The 15,686-nt window shown below is 66.5% G+C and carries 18 protein-coding genes; 10 read left to right on the top strand and 8 right to left on the bottom strand.

From position 1 onward, the window contains the following. Nucleotides 1-27: 27 nt before the first annotated feature. Genes LTV02_RS22800 through LTV02_RS22780 form a run of 5 tightly spaced genes read right to left on the bottom strand, consistent with a single transcriptional unit; the run spans nucleotide 28 to nucleotide 4,988 of the window. Nucleotides 28-1,071, bottom strand: coding sequence for an SDR family NAD(P)-dependent oxidoreductase (locus LTV02_RS22800; RefSeq protein ID WP_233033674.1), 1,044 nt, complete (start codon nucleotides 1,069-1,071; stop codon nucleotides 28-30). After that, entirely contained in the window at nucleotides 1,068-1,337 is a 270-nt protein-coding gene (locus tag LTV02_RS22795) for a hypothetical protein (RefSeq protein ID WP_233033673.1), read from the bottom strand. The genes LTV02_RS22800 and LTV02_RS22795 overlap by 4 nt, the downstream gene beginning before the upstream one ends. After that, nucleotides 1,334-3,019, bottom strand: a complete 1,686-nt coding sequence (locus tag LTV02_RS22790) for a fatty acid CoA ligase family protein (RefSeq protein ID WP_233033672.1) — start codon at nucleotides 3,017-3,019, stop codon at nucleotides 1,334-1,336. Before LTV02_RS22790 ends, LTV02_RS22795 begins: the two co-directional genes overlap by 4 nt. Next, the gene (locus LTV02_RS22785) at nucleotides 3,016-3,927 is read right to left on the bottom strand and encodes a beta-ketoacyl-[acyl-carrier-protein] synthase family protein (protein WP_233033671.1); all 912 of its coding nucleotides are present in this window, start codon (nucleotides 3,925-3,927) and stop codon (nucleotides 3,016-3,018) included. Before LTV02_RS22785 ends, LTV02_RS22790 begins: the two co-directional genes overlap by 4 nt. Before the next feature lie 8 nt (nucleotides 3,928-3,935). Further along, nucleotides 3,936-4,988, bottom strand: coding sequence for a 3-oxoacyl-ACP synthase III family protein (locus LTV02_RS22780; protein WP_233033670.1), 1,053 nt, complete (start codon nucleotides 4,986-4,988; stop codon nucleotides 3,936-3,938). 370 nt (nucleotides 4,989-5,358) lie between these two features. Here LTV02_RS22780 and LTV02_RS22775 point away from each other — a divergent pair, with 370 nt between their 5' ends. Together LTV02_RS22775 and LTV02_RS22770 are read left to right on the top strand one after the other, a co-directional pair. After that, nucleotides 5,359-6,285: an SMP-30/gluconolactonase/LRE family protein gene (locus LTV02_RS22775; protein WP_067710539.1), complete on the top strand. Its 927-nt coding sequence runs from the start codon at nucleotides 5,359-5,361 to the stop codon at nucleotides 6,283-6,285. 45 nt (nucleotides 6,286-6,330) lie between these two features. After that, complete coding sequence (locus LTV02_RS22770) at nucleotides 6,331-6,900, top strand: aminoglycoside phosphotransferase family protein (RefSeq protein WP_332909530.1); 570 nt, start codon at nucleotides 6,331-6,333, stop codon at nucleotides 6,898-6,900. Here LTV02_RS22770 and LTV02_RS22765 read toward each other — a convergent pair. Continuing rightward, nucleotides 6,895-7,341 (bottom strand): MarR family winged helix-turn-helix transcriptional regulator, encoded by a 447-nt coding sequence (locus LTV02_RS22765; RefSeq protein WP_233033668.1) that lies wholly within the window; start codon nucleotides 7,339-7,341, stop codon nucleotides 6,895-6,897. The two genes, LTV02_RS22770 and LTV02_RS22765, sit on opposite strands and share 6 nt — an antisense overlap. Before the next feature lie 88 nt (nucleotides 7,342-7,429). On the opposite strand from LTV02_RS22765, the gene LTV02_RS22760 reads away from it, so the two are divergent. The 5 genes from LTV02_RS22760 to LTV02_RS22740 all read left to right on the top strand — a co-directional run bounded on the left by LTV02_RS22760 (nucleotide 7,430) and on the right by LTV02_RS22740 (nucleotide 10,240). After that, nucleotides 7,430-7,804: a cupin domain-containing protein gene (locus tag LTV02_RS22760; RefSeq protein WP_233033666.1), complete on the top strand. Its 375-nt coding sequence runs from the start codon at nucleotides 7,430-7,432 to the stop codon at nucleotides 7,802-7,804. A gap of 35 nt (nucleotides 7,805-7,839) precedes the next feature. Further along, nucleotides 7,840-8,214 (top strand): cupin domain-containing protein, encoded by a 375-nt coding sequence (locus LTV02_RS22755; RefSeq protein ID WP_233033664.1) that lies wholly within the window; start codon nucleotides 7,840-7,842, stop codon nucleotides 8,212-8,214. Between the two features lie 61 nt (nucleotides 8,215-8,275). After that, on the top strand, nucleotides 8,276-9,097 hold the full coding sequence (locus LTV02_RS22750; protein ID WP_233033662.1) for a metalloregulator ArsR/SmtB family transcription factor: 822 nt from the start codon (nucleotides 8,276-8,278) through the stop codon (nucleotides 9,095-9,097). Next, on the top strand, nucleotides 9,094-9,684 hold the full coding sequence (locus tag LTV02_RS22745; protein WP_233033661.1) for a dihydrofolate reductase family protein: 591 nt from the start codon (nucleotides 9,094-9,096) through the stop codon (nucleotides 9,682-9,684). The genes LTV02_RS22750 and LTV02_RS22745 overlap by 4 nt, the downstream gene beginning before the upstream one ends. A gap of 133 nt (nucleotides 9,685-9,817) precedes the next feature. Further along, complete coding sequence (locus tag LTV02_RS22740; protein WP_233033660.1) at nucleotides 9,818-10,240, top strand: hypothetical protein; 423 nt, start codon at nucleotides 9,818-9,820, stop codon at nucleotides 10,238-10,240. 92 nt (nucleotides 10,241-10,332) lie between these two features. On the opposite strand, the gene LTV02_RS22735 is transcribed toward LTV02_RS22740, so the two are convergent. Next, entirely contained in the window at nucleotides 10,333-11,001 is a 669-nt protein-coding gene (locus LTV02_RS22735; RefSeq protein WP_067710547.1) for a TetR/AcrR family transcriptional regulator, read from the bottom strand. 121 nt (nucleotides 11,002-11,122) lie between these two features. On the opposite strand from LTV02_RS22735, the gene LTV02_RS22730 reads away from it, so the two are divergent. After that, nucleotides 11,123-11,908, top strand: coding sequence for a helix-turn-helix domain-containing protein (locus tag LTV02_RS22730; protein WP_233033659.1), 786 nt, complete (start codon nucleotides 11,123-11,125; stop codon nucleotides 11,906-11,908). On the opposite strand, the gene metG is transcribed toward LTV02_RS22730, so the two are convergent. After that, the gene (gene metG / locus LTV02_RS22725; RefSeq protein WP_233033658.1) at nucleotides 11,905-13,464 is read right to left on the bottom strand and encodes a methionine--tRNA ligase; all 1,560 of its coding nucleotides are present in this window, start codon (nucleotides 13,462-13,464) and stop codon (nucleotides 11,905-11,907) included. The genes LTV02_RS22730 and metG overlap by 4 nt on opposite strands. On the opposite strand from metG, the gene LTV02_RS22720 reads away from it, so the two are divergent. Both LTV02_RS22720 and LTV02_RS22715 read left to right on the top strand, forming a co-directional pair. Continuing rightward, the gene (locus LTV02_RS22720; RefSeq protein ID WP_408639250.1) at nucleotides 13,463-14,323 is read left to right on the top strand and encodes a TatD family hydrolase; all 861 of its coding nucleotides are present in this window, start codon (nucleotides 13,463-13,465) and stop codon (nucleotides 14,321-14,323) included. The genes metG and LTV02_RS22720 overlap by 2 nt on opposite strands. A gap of 233 nt (nucleotides 14,324-14,556) precedes the next feature. Then, complete coding sequence (locus LTV02_RS22715) at nucleotides 14,557-15,684, top strand: resuscitation-promoting factor (RefSeq protein ID WP_233033656.1); 1,128 nt, start codon at nucleotides 14,557-14,559, stop codon at nucleotides 15,682-15,684. Nucleotides 15,685-15,686 lie beyond the last annotated feature (2 nt).

Here is a 15,686-nt window from a genome sequence, read left to right as displayed (position 1 = left end):
TCTCCTGCACGGTGACCGGCGAACCGGCTACCGCAGCTCCTTGGTCAATTCCACGACGCCGCCCTGGGTTTCGAGCCAGGCCAGGAACTCGGTGAGTCCGGTGGCTCGATCCACGACCGCGCGATAACCGAAATCCCGGGCGGCGGCCGAGGTGTCGTAGGTGGCGGTGCGGGTCATCAGCGCCACCACGTACCGCGACAGCGGCGGCGACCAGCGGGTGGCGACATACGGTATGCGCCATATGGTTTCGATGAGCGCGACCGCCGCGTTCACCACGACGGGATCGGGCTGCCGCGACGGCGGCGCGTACCCGAGCCCGCTCGCCACCTCGCCCAGGAATCCCCAGACATCGGTCTGCTCGGCATCGGCGATGAAATACGCCTTCCCGCCGACGTTCTCGGGGCCCGCCGCCTTGACGGCCGCGTCCACGATATTGTCCACATGGCACAGCGAGGCGTACACCTTGTTGCCGAACGACAGGTCCGGCAGGCTGCCCGCCGCCGCCCGGCTCAGCAGCCGCACGATCGGCCCGGACCGGTCACCCGCGCCCCAGATGGCGCGCGGCCGCAGCGCGGTGGTGATGAATCCGTCCGTATTCGCCGCCAGCACAGCGCGTTCCGCCGCCGCTTTGGTCTCGGAGTACAGGTTCAGATACCGGGTCGGATAGGGCAGCGACTCGTCCACGTTCACCTGATCGCCGCCATCGCGGTCCATGAGCGCGCTGGGGCTGGAGATGAACACGAACCGGGAAGCCCCGTTGCGGCGTGCGGCGCGCAGCAGCGACTCGGTGGCCGTCAGGTTCTCGGCCACGAACTGCGCCCGCGTGCCCCGTTCGTCCACCCGTGCGGCACTGTGGAACACCACGTCCACGTCCTTGGTGGCGCGTTCCAGCGAAACCTGGTCGGTGAGATCGCCGGTGATCACCTCGATCCGGTCGATCACCTCCTCCAGATCCCGCAGCTTGCTGCTCGCCCGGGCAAGGATCGCGACCTCGTATTTCCCGTCCGCCACCAGCCGGCGCACGATCGCCCCGCCCAGAAACCCGGACGCCCCGGTCACCAGCGCCTTCATGCCGCCTCCTGCGTCTTCCACCAGGTGAGTCCGAAAATCTGGGTCAGTACGGCGGTTTCGACCGCCGACCGGTCACCGCCCTCGGCGGCGCGCAGGGCGGCGGGAATCTGCGCCGCGTGCACCACGATGCTCAGGAACGCGTCGATCCACCACACGGCGCGCAGGAATCGATTGGCGGGCGCACGCTTCGCCAGCACCGCCACCAGCCCGGCGAACAGGTAAAGCCAGCCGAGTACCGGAACAGCCCGCAGCGCAACAGTTCTCATTTTCCCTCGTCCTTTCCGAGCTGGCCCGAAGCCCAGACGGCCAGCTGTTCCCGGCCGATCTTGGCATTGTGGCGGATGTCGACCTGGAACTCCGGGTGGAACAGGAAAACCGAAACCGCTTGGGTGACTTCGAATTCCAGCGCCAGCTTGCGCAGCTCCACCGATACGGAGTCCGGGTCGGCTCCGGCTTCCAGCTCCACGCACAGCACCGGCCGCTGCTCGCCGCGTGCGCCGACGCCGACCAGCGCGGTGCGCGCCACGCCGTCGACCGTGTTGAAGACCTGTTCGACCTGCACACTGAACATGGGCCCGGCCGCGGTCTCCACCCGCTGACTCTTGCGCCCGCAGAACCAGATCCGGCCTTCGTCGTCGATCCAGGCCAGATCCCCGGTGCGATGCCAGACGGTCTCGCCGTCCCGGATCTTGCCCGCGATATTCGCCGTCCGGGGCCAGTAGTACTCGGTGCTCACATTCGGCCCCGCCACCACCAGCTCCCCGATGCCGCGCGTGCGCACCAGATCGGCTTCCCGCGCCGCCGCCTGCTCCCAGGTCGGCAGCGGTTCTTCGGTAATGGCGACCAGCCGCGCCCGCACCCCCTCCGCCGGCCGTCCGATGCAGGTGCCTTCCCCGCGATGGGCGCGCTCGACCAGCCCGCCCAGCAGCTCCCGCGATTCGATGGTCGACATGGGCAGCGCTTCGGTGGAACCGTATCCGGCGTGCACCTGCGCGTCCTCGGCCAATACCCGCCGCAGCCCCGCGATGCACCAGTCCGGGACGGGTGCGCCGCCGGAGTAGATGCTGTGCAGCGTGGGCAGTTGCGTGCCGGTGCGCTCCAGATGCCGCAGCAGCGGGATCAGCACGGCGGGGGAGGCGAACATGGTGCGCACCCCGAACCGGTTGATCGCATCGGCCACGTGCGCCGGATCGGTGGACCCGACCGCGCTCGGAATGAGCGGCGGCAGCACGCAGCGCGAACCCATCAGCATGTCGAGAATGCCGACCAGCGGCAGGGTGATCAGCGAGGTGCCGGGCGCGACCCGATCGCGGGCGGCATCCACCTGATCGACCATGGCGCTGAGATTGCCGTGCGTCATCCGCACGGCCTTGGCGGGCCCGGTACTGCCGGTGGTGAAGGCGATGAGCAGCGGCGCGTCGGCGGGCGCGGGTTCCGGAACCTGCTGCGACACAGCGCCGTTCGGTTCCCGGCCCCAGCTCGCCAGGGTCGGCCCGCCCCAGCCCCAGCGGCGGCCGACCGTGACGACGGTGCGCACGTCCTTGAAGTAGCGCCGGAACGCCACCCGCGCGGCGTGCGCGGCCGGAATCCCGATGAACGCCTCCGCGTCGGCGGCGCGCAGGCAGCGCAGCATCTTGCGCACGCCCATGCCCGGGTCGATCACCACGGGCACCGCGCCGATCTTCAACAGTCCCAGCATGATCGCGTACAGCTCGGGGCTGGGCAGCACCAGCACGATGGTGCGGGTGCCGGTGCCGACCCCGGCGGCGGTGAGCCGCTGGGCGATGGTGTCCGACCAGCGATCCAGCTCGCGATAGGTGAGCCGCCGGTAGTCGGGCAGGCCCGCGGCGGTGGTGCCGTCCGGGTAGATGACGGCTTCCCGCTCGGGCTCCGCGGCCACGACCGCCCGGAAGCGGTCGATGGCCTGCCAATAGGTCGCCACGGTCACGCGGCGGCTCCCACCGGCGCCGGGAGGCGATAGACCACCGCCGCGGCGGACGGACCGGCGCCCGCGGCGACGAACAGGACGTGCTCGTACTCGCGCAGGTCGTCCGCCTCGGCGGCCAGGTCGTACGCCAGCGGCAGCGCCGCGGTGTGCGGATCGCCCTGCGACAGGTCTGGCCGGAACACCGCCTCGGACCGGATGCCGAGCGAGTCGGCGAGCTCGGCCGGGAAGCTGTCGCTCGGCGTGGACGCGATGAGAGCCGTTGTGCCCGGGTCGATTCCGGCTTCGGCGAGCGCGGTGCGGCCCACCTCGACGGCCAGCCCGAGCAGCCGGGCCTCGAAGTCGGGCTCCCGCTCCACGGTCATCAGCTCACGCCCGCGATTGCCCATGGTGTTCACATCCACGTAGGACTGCACGCCCGGCGTGCCCGGTGCGGTGAGGGTGTGCACCCGGCCGAACCCCTCGGGCTCGTCGGTGCGCTCCAGCAGCAGCGCGGCACCCGCTGTGGCATAGGGGAATTCGTCATCGGCGGCCGCCCGCTTCAGCGACGGATGGGTATCCCCGGACACGATCAGCACATGCGACGCGCTGCCGGTCTCCAGCACCGACTGCGCCACCTGCACCGCGTTCAGCACGCCGACGCCGGCGTTCATCAGGTCGAAGGAGAACGAGCGCGGATCGGACTTCTCGTAGTCCAGCCCGATTCCGGCGGCCTTCTGGATCAGCGCCGACACCGCGGGCTCCACGGTATTGGAATCGCGGAAGATGCCCGCGTTGATCAGCACGCCGACCTGGTCGGGCCGAATCTCCGCCCGCTCCATGGCCTGTCGCGCCGCCCGCGCCGACAGCTCGACGATGCTGTACTCGTCCGTGGCCCGGCCGACGCCGGTGGATTTGATGCGCACACCCATGACAGACCTCAGACCTTCAGCGACGAAATCGTGGTGGACAGGAATCCCGCGACGACACCGGAAGCGGCGGGGACCATGAGCAGCTTGGAGCCGGTGGGAATGGCCTGCTGGCTCAGCTGATCGTGCAGGACGATGAAATGCGAAGTGGTGGAGGTGTTCCCGTACTTCTCCAGCACATTCAGATCCGGCGGCATGGGTGCGCCGAACTCGCGTTCGGCAATGGCGTTGATGAACGGAATCGCGCCCGCGCCGAACTGGTGGTGAATCATGTAGTCGAAGTTCTCGTCCGCGAACGAACGGCCTTCGCGCTCCAGATATCCGCCCTGCGTATCGGTCCACAGCAGGAAGCGTGATTCGTTGTGCATCTTGCGGTTGTCGGTGTACAGCGCCACGCCCTGGGACTTGTCGCTGGGCATGCCCAGGCACAGGTGCGAATACTCCGAGGCGGTGGTGAGCTCGATGTAGTGGATCTTGTCGTTGTCGTCCACGGCCTGGTCGAGCACCACGGCGGCCCCGGAATCGCCCACGGTTAGCGAGGCGAATTGCAAATCGTATTTCTCGCTGATTTCCGCGACCGCGGTTTCCGCGATGGGCGTGATCGCTTCTCCGCTGACCACAATTCCGCGGCGCACGGCGCCGGAGCGGATCATGCGATCGAGAATGTAGGTGCCGGTCAGCATTCCGGCGCAGGCATTCGACAGATCGAAGGTGATGACATCGGCGCGGGCGCCGATCGCCTTCGCGATGGAACCGGCGAAAGACGGTTCCATATACATTTTGGTGCCGTCTTTGCTGCGCGTGATCGAGGTCGAGATGATGACGTCGATATCGTCGGCCGTGTACTGCGACCTGGAAAGACAGTCCTCGACCGCGTTCATGGCGAGGGTGAACGAGTCTTCGTGATGGTCCGGGCTGGTATCGCGGAAGCGCCGTTCCTTGACGCCCGTGATGCGTTCGAGATCGAAGCCCGGGGTCTCTTTCAATTGCGCGATGAGTTCTTGGGTGGTGACGCGTTTCGTCGGCAGATACGCGCCGATCGACTCGAATCGGGAATGCGGCACTGGGGACTCCTGAAAGTGCGAAGAATGGCAATCCGAAACTGTGACCGAGATGAGGCTACCGGACGGTAACTAGACCTGCGACCGGGCGAATACACAGAAATCGTCTGAGACATTGTGCACGGGGACAATGGGGCCGGTAGGGGATAGGAACGCGCGGGTTCCCTGTGAGGGACCTCACCTCGAATCCTGGGGATTGCGAATGTAACTCACAGTTACAGAAAAATCAGGGCGAAACTGTCTGGGCGGCACCGGTTTTCGGGCCCGGCGGACCGGTGCCGCCGGGGTTCCGGAGCGCCCGGTGCACACAGTCTTCGCAGGTTGTCGCGAATCCGTCATGGAATTCGTCGGTCGTACTGACTAGTTTGTCCTGATGGGATTGAGGCGGGTACTGGCCGGAAGCATTGTGGCCGTGCAATTGTGCGCGGGCCTGGCGCTGGCCACGCAGGGCACGGCGGCGGCCGAAACGACTCCGGGCGGCTGCGGCGCGTGGAGCAGATCGACGGTGGCGAGCGGCTACGGGCTGCTGGAGAATCTGGCCTTCGACGGCCGCGGCAATCTGCTGCTGTCGGAGACCGCCCTTACCGGATCCGGCGGCGGCGTCCAGCGGCTCGGCGTCGACGGCAAGCGTTCGACTGCGGCACAGGTGGATTCGCCCGGCGGCATCGTGGTGTCGGGCAATACCGCCTACATCAATACCGGCAACAGCACCCGCTCCGGTCTCACCGACACCGCCGACGGCACCGTGGTCGCCCTCGATCTCACCACCGGCGCGCTCACCACCATGGCCACCGGCCTGCGCATGCCCAACGGCCTGGCGCTGCTGCCCGACGGCGGTTTCGTGGTCAGCAAGGACTTCGGGTCCGGCACCACCCTCACCGAGATCGCGCCCGACCGCAGCACCAAGGTGCTGGCGCCCGGCCTCACCTCCACCAACGGCCTCGCCTACGATCCGGCGCGTCGAAAGCTGTTCGTCTCCACCACTTTCGACATGACCACCACCATCGCCGCCGTCGACATCGACCATCCCAATGCCGAACCCACCCGCTACACCCTCCCCGGCTTCGGTCCCCTCAATTCCGCCGACGACCTGACCGTCGGCCCCGACGGCGCCGTCTACGTGGCCCTCAACCTGGCCGGCCGCATCGTCCGCCTGGACCCCGAAACCGCCGCCACCTGCACCATCGCCGACAACCTCCCCCTCTCCAGCTCCATCCGCTTCGGCTCCGGCCCCGGCTGGGACCCCAAGTCCGCCTACGTAACCAGCTTCCTCGGCACCGTCACCCGCCTCACCCCCTGACCATGATCGAAATCCCGGAAGCCTTCGCCCACACCAAAATCGCAGGTGAGGGCGAAGCGGGGCGGGCCTGGATCGCGGCGCTTCCCGGTGTGGTCGACGAGCTCCTGCAACGCTGGGGCAGGGCAGGGGCGCCACTTACCTCTACGCACGCGCCGACGAGCATTTCGCCATGCTGCTCGAGCGAGCCACCGACCGCACTCTCGCATACCGTCCCGCATCCTCGATGCCGCGCTGGCTACTCTCCGCGACCTCGGCCCGGATCAGCCCGCCACCCTTGTGCACGGTGACCTGCACGACGCCAATGTGCTGGCCTCCGACCGTGAACCCTGGCTGGCGGTCGATCCCAAAGGCCAGGTCGGCGACCCTGCGCAGGATGCGCTGAACGTGATTCGGAGTCCGCGTTTCGCATCCGTGCTTCTCGATGCGCCGAACCTTCGTCCCGCGGTCTTGCGTCTCCTCGAAATCTATTGCGAAGCAGCCGGAATAGAGTTCGATCGGGCGCGCCGCTGGATGCAGGCCGGTGCGGTCCGGGAAGCGCTGTGGGGGCGTGCCCACGGTGATCCCGTCTGGCTCGTGGACTGCACCGAGCAACTGGCCGCTGCACTCACCTCATAGCGGTCGGAAAGCGCGGTCGGAACCGGAATCCGTTGCGGTGCTGACAATCTCGCCGAGTACGGCTCGAACCGTCGCGACCTGGTCCGCGCCGACCTTCTCGATGAGTGTTCGCTCGTACTCGGCGTGAAAAGCCCTGACGGTATCGAGCATGTCCTGGCCGCGGTCGGAAAGATGAAGGAGTTTGGCTCGCTTATCGGCGGGGTCGGCGCGACGTTCGACGTAGCCGTGTTTCACCATCTCGTCGACCACCTTGGCCGCGCCCTGTGCGGTGATTCCGAGTCGTTCCCCCAATTGGCTTGCGGTCAGCGCGGTCTCGGCGAGGCTGCGCAGTACGTATCCGTACGAGGCGCCGAGCACGCGGTGGCCGCGGGCGGCCAGCTCGGCGTGCATGTCCTGGACGAACGTCTGATACGCCTGGCCGAGCAGGACTCCGAAATCCATCCTTGACTCTTCTCTCCTCGTTCCGATATCTTCAACTTCAGTTGAACACCTTAGTTGAACACCTTGGTTGAATACTAGGAGACACAGCATGCCACTCATCAAGTCCGCAGATGCGCCCGTGTTCGAAGGTCCCGGCATGCGTGCCGTGGGGCTGGCCGCGCCCAGTCGTGGTTCCACCGAGAACAGCGTCTGGCGGTTCACCTTGAACCCGGGCAATCCCGGCCACGAGCACGCGGTTTCCCGTGAGGAGATCTTCATCGCGCTCTCCGGCCGCGGCAGCATCACCATCGACGGCGAGACCCGCGACTTCGCGGCCGGCGACGCTCTGGTGATTCCCGCCCACACCGTCTTCCGGCTGTCGGTGCCGGGCGGCGAACCCCTCGAAGCCGTCGCCATCCTGCCGGTCGGCGCCTACGCCCAGGCTCCCGGCGGCGACCCGGTCAGGCCGCCCTGGGCGCAATAGTCCAACCCCGATTCCGCACCGCCCCAGGAGGATTCATGCCGCACATCACCGCCGACCAGGCCCCGCGCTTCGAGAACGACCACGCTTCCTTCGTCGGCCTGGCCGCCCCCAGCCGCGGCTCCAAGGAGAACTGCGCATGGCGCCTCACCATCAAGCCCGGTGTCGACGCCCCGCCGCATGCCCTCGACCGTGAGGAGATCTTCATCGCCCTCGCCGGCTCGATGACCGTGACCATGGACGGCGAAACCCTCACCGTCGCGGCCGGAGACGCCCTCATCGTCCCGGCCCATCACCAATTCGCCATGGCCAACCCCAATCCCGAACCCTTCGAAGCGATCGTCGTGTTGCCGGTCGGCGGTCAAGGGCTGATCCCCGGGCAGCCTCCGGTCATCGCGCCCTGGGCGCGGTAATCGGGGCCGCCCAGCAAAGTATTCCTTGACAGGAATATTCTCTTGGTGGAATATTTTGGGCATGGACGAAATCTCGGCAGCGCTCGGAGACAGTGCGCGCTGGCGCATGGTCGAGCTGCTCGCGGAGCGGCCCCGGGCGGTCGGTGAACTGGCCGAGCTGACCGGGTTGCGGCAGCCGCAGGCGACCAAGCATCTGCAGACGCTCGCGCGGGCAGGGCTGGTCACCGTGTTTCCCCTCGGGCAACGGCGGGTCTATGCGCTGGAAACCGGGTCTTTGCAAGCCTTTTCGGCTCGGCTGCGGGAGCTGCTCGAGACAGCCGAGGCGCATGCGGGCGAGCGGGATGTGATCGCACGGTACCGGGCGGCCATCGATCGGGAAGTCATTGCGGCGGATCGGGATCGGTGGGCGGATGGGCGCGAGTTCGCGTTCGAGCGGACCTTCGACGCGGGGCGGGATCGGGTCTGGCGGTATTGGACCGATGCGGATCTGCTCGGATCCTGGTGGGCGCCGACGCCGTTGACCATCGCCGAATGCGTCCTGGAGCCTCGGGCGGGCGGGCGGGTCGTGCTCGAGTATCGCGACGAGGAGGGGCGGCGATACCGCTCCGAAGGGCAGGTGCTCGCGGCCGATGAGCCCGATGCGCTCGTCTTCGACCTCGCGGTGCTCGACGCCGCCGGGGCAATTTCGTTCACCGGTCGTTACGACTTGAGCCTGGCCGCGGTCTCGCGGGGAACCCGGCTGCGACTGGGGTTGACCATTACCGAAACGACCATCGGGGCTGCGCCTTTCATTGCCGGTATCGAAACCGGATGGGGGCAGGTTCTCGACAATCTCGCCGAGCTCATCGGCGCACACACCGACGATGAAGGAGCGGAATCATGAATGCGCGCAGAGTTGCCGCCAATATCAGCATCACCCTCGATGGGCGGTACAACGGGCCCGGAGGTGCGGCTGATCTGGGGCGCATCGTCAAGTATGCGACGGCCGAGGTGGCTCGGAATCAGATGAATCGGATGTGGGAGCATGCCACCACGGCGGTGCTCGGGCGGGGGAATGCCGAAGGGTTCATCGGGTATTGGTCGACGGTGGCGGCCGATGAGAACGCGGATGCGCGGGACCGCGGCTACGCGAAGTGGTTGATCGATACCGAAAAGGTGGTGTTCTCACGCACTTTGGCCGACGCGCCGTGGGACCGCGCTCGCATCGTGAACGGTTCGGTCGCGGATATCGTCGCCGATTTGAAGTCCGGCGGGGCCGGGGACATTCTCGTCAACACCAGTCCGAGCATTCTGAAGCCGCTGCTGGCGGCAGACCTTGTCGACCGCCTCTACCTCGTCATCTGCCCGGAGATCGCCGGCGGTGGTGACCGGCTTTTCGAAGACGGGCTGCCGGGATCGGAATGGACAGTGGTACAACAGGAAATCGGGGAGCTCGGCGAGATCGCCGTGGTTTACGACCGGGTTCGGTGAACGGCGGCCGGGCGGCGGCGACGATCATGGTCAGGGTCTCGGTGGCTTTCCGTCGAAAACTGCACCGATGAATGAGTGAAGCACTATTGTTTCGGATTACTCACGCAGCTGTGAGTACCGAAGGAGCACACTCATGACGAAATTCCACCGGGCCGGCTTCGGCGCCACCGCCTTCGGCGCCCTGGCCGCCACCGCGGTCCTCGCCGCCCCGAGCGCGAACGCCCTGGTCACCGGCATCTCCGTATCCGGCGACAAGTTCTGCACCGGCAAGACCTACACCGTCACCGTCGACGTCACGGTCACCTCGTTCCTGTTCGACGTCACCCTGTCCGACGGCAGCACCGAGGTCGGAAAAGCCAAGCCCTCCAACGGCAAAGCCACCTTCTCCTGGACCCCCACCACCACCGGCTCCCACACCCTGAAAGCCGTCCAGGAAGTAATCAGCAGCAAGACGACCACCGTCTCCGTCGTCGACTGCACCCCCGCCGGCGGCGGCACCGGCTCCTTCGACGGCAACCCCTTCGCCGGCATCCTGAGCAGCCTCTCCGCCAAGTAACACCCCTGCCGATCACCCGGCGATCGAGCCCGGCCGGCATCCCCGATGCCAACCCAGCAAGATCGTCGGGTGGGCGAAAAGCGCCACTCGGGTCATCGGGTGGGGGTGAAACCCAGGACGGCGTGGACGAATTGGATGAAGGTGGGGGCGAGGGTGGGGACTTGGGTGGCGCCTTCGGTGACTATTACGCGGCGGGTGCGTTCGGCTATGGCGTCGGGGATGAGGGCCAGCATGGTGTCGGAGAGGTGGGGGAGGGCGGGGTCGGATTTGCGGGCTTGTTCGTAGAAGAGGCGGTAGAGGGCGGCGAAACCGTCTACGGCCTGGTCTCGGAAGCCGACTGCGCTGGCGTCGACCTTGAAGGATTCGACGAGGATGAGGCGGGCGAAATCCGGTTCGGTGGCTACGGTTTCGCAGAAGGTGTTGACGATGCATTCGATGCGGGTGACGGCATCGGCGTCGGGGGGCAACTGGGAGAGTTCGTCGGCTATGCGGGCTTGGACGATGTCCATGCCGGCGTGCACGGCCTCCACGAAGCACTGTTCCTTGTTGGTGAAGTGCTCGTAGAAGGTGCTGCGGGAGACGCGGGCGCGGGCGACCAGATCGGTGAGGGTGGTGGCGGCATAACCTTTGGCTTCCACGCATTCCACCATCGCCTCGATGAGGCGGCCGCGCTGTGAGGTGAGTACCGCGTCCCGGGCGGCGCGATGCCGCTCGTCGAAACTGGTGCGCTGCAATGTCGCCCGCACCTGCTGCTCCCGCATGCTGCCCTCTTTCGCCCAACCGATATCAACCGCTTCCTTATTATCGGCCGCGGTGTGAAACTGTTGCGTTCGGTGCTGCTGGCGGGTGACCTCAGTTCCGAATCGGGTATCGTCCGAGCCCGTGCTGGGAGCCATCGATCAGGGGACGGAAAAGCCGCTGCTGCGTGCGTATATGCGGTATCGGCGGGAGAGCCTCGGCCTGACCCAGCAGGATGTGGCCAACCGCATGTTCGTCAGCCTGTCGCTGTACCGGAAATTGGAGAAGGGCGAACGCCCGCTCACCGGCAGCCGGCTCGAGGATTGGTGCCGCGCCATGGACGCACCGGTCTGGCTGATGGAAAAGATGGCGACCCTGGCCTTGCCTGGCATTTCCACCATCGCGGTCGGGAAATGGCCGCCGGTGCTCACCGAGGAGGATCTCGACCATCTCGAATGCTTTCCGTTTCCGGCGTTCTATCACAAGTTCCCGGAATACGAAGTGCTCGCCGCCAATCAGGTGGCCCGAGAAGCATTCCCGTGGCTGCGCCCCGCACCGCTCGACGCCGAACGCCCGACGAATGTGATCGAGCAGATGGCCAGTGTGCCGGAAGCCCGTGCCAGCCTGATCAATTGGTACGAGATCGTGCACCGCCTGATCTACATCCTCAAGACCAGCGCCCCCGGCATCGCCGATCCGGTGCGGCTGGCGCAGATCCTGGAAACCTGCCGCCGCGAAATCCCGGAATTCGAAACCATGTGGAACACCGAAATGGACGAGGAAACCTACAACCGGGCGACCGCCCTGGTCCGCACCCCGGACGGCGGCCGCCTGGCCTTCACCATGCGTTCCTACAACTCCTGGCACCCGAACGACCGCCAGTACCAGCTGTTCATGCTGACACCGGCGCGCCTGCCGGACGAGTCTTAAGCCTTGGGCTCCACGTACTTCGGGAACACCACCTGCGGTTCCGGCAGCGCGATCCCGCCCTTCAAAGGCGTGCCGATATCGGCGAAATCGCGTCCGGTCTGACCGAGCAGATCCAGGATCTTGCCCGCCGACGCCGGAATCACCGGCTGCACCAGAATCGACACGATCCGCAGCACCTCGGAGGTCACGTAGAGAATGGTGCCTTCGCGCTCGGTGGCCTCCGGCGTGCCTTCCTTGGCCAGCGTCCACGGCGCCTGCGCCGAGAAATAGCGATTCGTCTCACCCAGGGTCAGCCACAACTGCTCCAGCCCCAAATGGATCTGCTGCTGGTCGAATTCGGCCCGCACCTTCTCCAGCAGCCCGCCCGCGCGATCCAGCAGCGCCTGATCGTCGGCGGTGAACGCGCCCGGCGTCGGCAGCACCCCGCCGAAATCACGCCCGACCATCTTCAGGCAGCGCTGCGCCAGATTGCCGTACTCGTTGGCCAGATCCGAATTGATCCGCCCCACAATGCCTTCGTGGCTGTAGGACCCGTCCTGCCCGTAGGAGATCTCGCGCAGCAGGAAGAACCGCACCGCGTCCAGCCCGTAGGTGTCCACCAGCTCCATCGGGTCGACGACATTGCCGACCGACTTCGACATCTTCTCGCCCTTGTTGTAGAGGAACCCGTGCACGAAAACGCGCTTGGGCAGCTCGATTCCGGCCGACATCAGGAACGCCGGCCAGTAGACGGTGTGGAAGCGGGTGATGTCCTTGCCGATGATGTGCAGATCGGCTGGCCAGAACTTGCGGAACTGCTCGGACTCGACGTCCGGGAAACCCGCGCCGGTCAGGTAGTTGGTGAGCGCGTCCACCCACACGTACATGACGTGCGCCGGATCACCCGGCACCGGCACGCCCCAGTCGAACGTGGTGCGGGAGATGGACAGATCCTTCAGCCCCGCCTTCACATACGAGACGATCTCGTTGCGGCGGGTGCCGGGCGCGATGAATTCCGGATGCGTCTCGTACAGCTCCAGCAGCTTGTCCTGATAGTTGGACAGCCGGAAGAAGTAGTTCGACTCCTCGGTCCACTCCACCGGGGTCTTGGTGTCGGTGGAGATGCGGGTGCCGTCCTCGAGGACGGTGGTCTCCTCGTCGGTGTAGAACGCCTCGTCGCGCACCGAATACCAGCCCGCGTAGGTGTCGAGGTAGATGTCCCCGTTGGCGGCCATCTTCTCCCAGATGGCGATGGCCGCGGCGTGATGGTCGGCGTCGGTGGTGCGGATGAACCGGTCGAAGGAGACGTCGAGGGCCTGGTCCATGCGCTCGAACACATCCGAGTTGCCGGAGACGTACTCCCGCTCCGGCTTGCCCGCGGCCTTGGCGGCCTGCTGCACCTTCTGGCCGTGCTCGTCGGTGCCGGTCATGAAGAACACGTCGAACCCGTCCAGCCGCTTGAAGCGGGCCAGGGCATCGGTGGAGATGTACTCATAGGCGTGCCCGATGTGGGGCGCGCCGTTCGGGTACGCGATAGCCGTGGTGAGGTAGAAGGCGGGGCGTTCGGATGCGCTCATGGTGCTGTCTACTCTAAACGGCGTGTCCGCAAAGAGCAGCCGCCGACCTGCGCCCGAACCGCCCGAGCCGCTGTCGCCGCTCATCGACGCCCACACCCATATCGACGCGTGCGGCGCGACCACGCCGGAAGCGGTTGCCGCCCTGGTCGATCGGGCCCGCGCGGTGGGCGTGCGGGAGATCGTCACCGTGGCCGACGATCTGGAAGCCGCCCGGTTCGCGGTGCGCGCCGCCCATTGGGACGACCGGGTGTACGCGGCGGTGGCGCTGCATCCCACCCGCGCCAACGCGCTCGACGAAGCCGCCAAGATCGAACTGGAACAGCTCGCCGCGGACCCGCGCGTGGTCGCGGTCGGCGAGACCGGGCTCGACTACTACTGGCCCGGCAAGCTCGACGGCTGCGCGGATATCGAGACCCAGGTGGAGGGTTTCCGCTGGCACATCGATCTCGCCAAGCGTCTCGGCAAACCGCTCATGATCCACAACCGGGAGGCCGATCACGATCTGCTGGCGGTGCTGCTGGATGAGGGCGCGCCGGAAGAGGTGATCTTCCATTGCTTCTCGTCGGACGCGAACATGGCCCTCGCCTGCGTGGAGCAGGGGTATGTGCTGAGTTTCTCCGGCACGGTGAGTTTCAAGAATGCCCACGAATTGCGGGAAGCCGCGAAACTCGTTCCCGACGATCACATTCTGGTCGAAACGGACGCGCCGTTCCTGACCCCGCATCCGTTCCGGGGTGCGCAGAACGAGTCGTACGTGTTGCCGTACACGGTGCGGGCGCTGGCGGAGTTGCGCGAACAGGATCCGGCGCAGCTCGCCAAGATCACCACCGCCAATGCGCGCAGGGTCTACGGCATCTAGCGCGCCGCCCGGCGGAATACGGCCGCTCGCAGCTTTTTTCGCGTTTCGTATCTTCGGTGCGAAACGCCCTGCCCGATTAGCGCCGTGTGGGATAGCTCACTATGCTGTGTCGCGATCGTGATTTGCCTGCTGAGCGATATCTTCTCGTGATCTTGGATTTCGCTGGTCGGCGCGGATCGGTTGTCAATCGCCAAAGCCGTCGTTATCGTACTGTGACCATGCCGGGATTTCCGATGAACGCACTGACGAAGATCAACTCGTCGCGATCGCCGCTCCTGTACGGAGCCATCGCGGCGATGCTCGTCACGCTCACCGTGGGCGCGGGCCTGGCCATCATGAACAAGAAGACCGTCACGGTCGTGGTGGACGGTCAGCGGGTCGTGCAGCACACCATGTTCGGTGACGTGCGCGGCGTGCTCAAGGACGCCGGGTTCGGCATCTCCGAACGCGACGACGTATCCCCTTCGGCCGCTTCGAAAGTCGCGGACGGGTCCACCATCACGCTGAACCGGGCCCGCGAGGTCGCGCTCATCGTGGACGGATCGCCCTCCAAGGCGTGGACCACCGCGCTCACCGTGGCCGAGGCCGTGGTGAAACTGAACCTGCCCGGTGACGTATTCACCTCGCCCGCCCGGCCCACGCCGCTGCCCCTGGAAGGCGCGCAGCTGCTGATCACCAATCCGCGCACGGTCGAGCTGGCCGACAACGGCGGCGCGCATTCGCTGGTGCGGCTGGCCGCGCCGACCGTCGGGCAGCTGCTGGAGCTGCAGGGCCGGCCGCTGATCAATCAGGACTTCGTGGAGCCGTCGGCCGATACCGCGCTGCGTGACGGCATGAAGATCACCGTCACCCGCAAGATCGTGCAGAACCGCACCGAGCGGGTGCCGCTGGAACCGACCGAGAACATCATCGAGGACCCGACGCTCAATATGAGCCGGACCGTGGTGGAGAACCCCGGGATTCCGGGCGTGCAGGACGTGACCTTCGCGGTGTCCATCGTGAACGGCAAAGAGGCGGGCAAGGATCCGGTGAAGGCCACCGTGGTCACCCCGGCCGCGCCCAAGACCATTCGCAAGGGCGCCAAGCCCGGGACCGAGGTGCCGGAAGTGCGCGACGGGACCACCTGGGACGCGCTGGCCAAGTGCGAATCGAACGGCAACTGGGCCATCAATACCGGCAACGGGTACTACGGCGGGATCCAGTTCGACCAGTCCACCTGGGAGCGTCAGGGCGGGACGCGGTACGCGCCGCGCGCCGATCTCGCCACCCGGGAAGAGCAGATCGCCATCGCCGAGGTGACGCGGGCGCGGCAGGGGTGGGGCGCCTGGCCCGCCTGCACCAGCCGGCTCGGTATCAGCTGAAA

Source organism: Nocardia yamanashiensis (genome assembly GCF_021183565.1).
GTDB lineage: Bacteria > Actinomycetota > Actinomycetes > Mycobacteriales > Mycobacteriaceae > Nocardia > Nocardia yamanashiensis.
Note: the sequence above shows the minus strand (reverse complement) of the source record. Positions and strands in the feature narration are given on the sequence as shown.

What these genes read in the sequence shown, in the direction of transcription:
- LTV02_RS22800 (WP_233033674.1), bottom strand. Translation starts at nt 1,071, where the DNA reads ATGAAGGCGCTGGTGACCGGGGCGTCCGGGTTTCTGGGCGGGGCGATC.
- LTV02_RS22795 (WP_233033673.1), bottom strand. Translation starts at nt 1,337, where the DNA reads ATGAGAACTGTTGCGCTGCGGGCTGTTCCGGTACTCGGCTGGCTTTAC.
- LTV02_RS22785 (WP_233033671.1), bottom strand. Translation starts at nt 3,927, where the DNA reads ATGGGTGTGCGCATCAAATCCACCGGCGTCGGCCGGGCCACGGACGAG.
- LTV02_RS22775 (WP_067710539.1), top strand. Translation starts at nt 5,359, where the DNA reads ATGGGATTGAGGCGGGTACTGGCCGGAAGCATTGTGGCCGTGCAATTG.
- LTV02_RS22765 (WP_233033668.1), bottom strand. Translation starts at nt 7,341, where the DNA reads ATGGATTTCGGAGTCCTGCTCGGCCAGGCGTATCAGACGTTCGTCCAG.
- LTV02_RS22760 (WP_233033666.1), top strand. Translation starts at nt 7,430, where the DNA reads ATGCCACTCATCAAGTCCGCAGATGCGCCCGTGTTCGAAGGTCCCGGC.
- LTV02_RS22755 (WP_233033664.1), top strand. Translation starts at nt 7,840, where the DNA reads ATGCCGCACATCACCGCCGACCAGGCCCCGCGCTTCGAGAACGACCAC.
- LTV02_RS22750 (WP_233033662.1), top strand. Translation starts at nt 8,276, where the DNA reads ATGGACGAAATCTCGGCAGCGCTCGGAGACAGTGCGCGCTGGCGCATG.
- LTV02_RS22745 (WP_233033661.1), top strand. Translation starts at nt 9,094, where the DNA reads ATGAATGCGCGCAGAGTTGCCGCCAATATCAGCATCACCCTCGATGGG.
- LTV02_RS22740 (WP_233033660.1), top strand. Translation starts at nt 9,818, where the DNA reads ATGACGAAATTCCACCGGGCCGGCTTCGGCGCCACCGCCTTCGGCGCC.
- LTV02_RS22735 (WP_067710547.1), bottom strand. Translation starts at nt 11,001, where the DNA reads ATGCGGGAGCAGCAGGTGCGGGCGACATTGCAGCGCACCAGTTTCGAC.
- LTV02_RS22720 (WP_408639250.1), top strand. Translation starts at nt 13,463, where the DNA reads ATGGTGCTGTCTACTCTAAACGGCGTGTCCGCAAAGAGCAGCCGCCGA.
- metG (WP_233033658.1), bottom strand. Translation starts at nt 13,464, where the DNA reads ATGAGCGCATCCGAACGCCCCGCCTTCTACCTCACCACGGCTATCGCG.
- LTV02_RS22715 (WP_233033656.1), top strand. Translation starts at nt 14,557, where the DNA reads ATGAACGCACTGACGAAGATCAACTCGTCGCGATCGCCGCTCCTGTAC.